Annotated in this window: 3 protein-coding genes; 1 reads left to right on the top strand and 2 read right to left on the bottom strand. The window is 68.3% G+C overall.

The genetic code is table 11. The features are described 5' to 3' along the window. Positions 1-20 precede the first annotated feature (20 nt). A complete protein-coding gene (locus tag ACFQEU_RS15835) occupies positions 21-278 on the top strand; it encodes a DUF3194 domain-containing protein (protein ID WP_379783729.1) in 258 nt (85 codons plus the stop codon). A 166-nt stretch (positions 279-444) separates the two neighbouring features. On the opposite strand, the gene ACFQEU_RS15830 is transcribed toward ACFQEU_RS15835, so the two are convergent. Continuing rightward, positions 445-999 carry a GMP synthase subunit A gene (locus ACFQEU_RS15830; RefSeq protein WP_379783727.1) on the bottom strand — a complete coding sequence of 185 codons (555 nt, stop codon included), beginning with the start codon at positions 997-999 and terminating at the stop codon, positions 445-447. Positions 1,000-1,114: 115 nt separating this feature from the next. Further along, positions 1,115-1,461: tRNA pseudouridine(13) synthase TruD (gene truD / locus ACFQEU_RS15825; RefSeq protein WP_379783725.1), on the bottom strand; the 347-nt coding region annotated here is incomplete at its 5' end.

Raw genomic sequence — 1,461 nt, 5'->3', positions numbered from 1 at the left:
CCGGCGGCGCGTAAGCGACGATGGGTGACTCGACGGACGACGCCGGTCCGAGCGACGAAGAAGTCGTGCGGACCGCGGCGGCGGCGGCCGAGGGCGTCGTCTTCGAACACTACGACCAATCAGCGGTGACCGACCTCGACGTGACGGTCACCTTCGAGGACGGGCTCCTCGACGTGGACGTGTACCTGAACGCCCCGGACGACCCCGACCCGGAGGCCGTCGCCGAGGCGGCGACCGAGGCCGCGGGCGATGCGGTCGACGAGCTGTTCGGGGAGTAAGCGGCGCGGGCGGTCGGCCCGACGTTCGGGTCGACCTCGGTATCGACCACGGTGAGCGGCGGGGCTGGTGATCGGCGAAACTGGTGATCGGCGAGGCGAGGGGGCGCTTCCGGGAGACCCCGGACAACGAGCGTATCGACCGCTGCCGACGAGGAATCGTGTCGTCTCAGTCCGACTCACAGATGGCGACGAAGTTCTCGAACACTTCCTCGCCGCGTTCGGTGTGGGCCACTTCCGGGTGCCACTGGACGCCGTACAGCCCGCTCTCGACGTTCGACATCGCCTCGATCCCACAGACGTCGGAGGTCGCGGTGTGATCGAACCCCTCTGGCACTTCCTTCACCTCGTCGGCGTGGGAGGCCCAGACGCGGGTTTCCGGCGCGAGCGAGCCGACGAGCGGGTCCGCGTCGTCGACGATCTCCACGTCTACGTCGGCGTATCCGCCGTACTCGCCCGACCCGACGCGACCGCCGCACTCGTCGGCGATGACCTGCATCCCGAGACAGATCCCGAACACCGGGACGTCCGAGGCGATGTACTCGCGCGCTCTACCGATCCGGTCCATGTCGGGACCGCCCGAGAGCACGACGCCGTCGGCGTCGACTTCGGTGGGCGGCGTCTCGGCGTCGATGATCTCCGTATCGACGCCCATGTCGCGGAGCGCGCGCCGCTCGAGGTGCGTGAACTGACCGTGGAGGTCGAGAACGACGATCCGTGTCATGCCCGCGATTCGCGACACCCGCACAAAAACACCTCGAAATCACGCAGGGTCGTGACGGTTTCGTGCTCGTTCGAGACCTGATGATCCAGTTTTGTGGATCTATTTGCTTCCTCGCTCACTCCGCGAGCGGGTCCGTCTTCGTGAACTCTCGAAGCAGGACGGTCGCGTACGACCCGCTGGGGAGCGCGAACGCGAATCGGGGGTCGCCGTCGTCGACGCGGATATCGAGGTCGGTCCGCAACAGCACCGCCCGCCTGGTCCCGCTCGAGTCGAACTCGCCCGGGAGGTCGAAGTCTGTGGGGTCGATCCCCGCCTCGTCGAGGACCGAACGTTCGATCTCGCCCGGCTCCCCCGCGGCGAGCTCGGTGTCGGTGCCGACCAGCGGGGCGGTGACGAACGCTCGTCCGCGCGCGCAATGACGCGCCACGATCGACACCCGGTCGGCCGACACCCGCTGGAGCC

The organism is Halorubrum tibetense, assembly GCF_042661865.1.
Lineage (GTDB): Archaea > Halobacteriota > Halobacteria > Halobacteriales > Haloferacaceae > Halorubrum > Halorubrum tibetense.
This window is presented reverse-complemented; position numbering and strand designations above follow the sequence as displayed.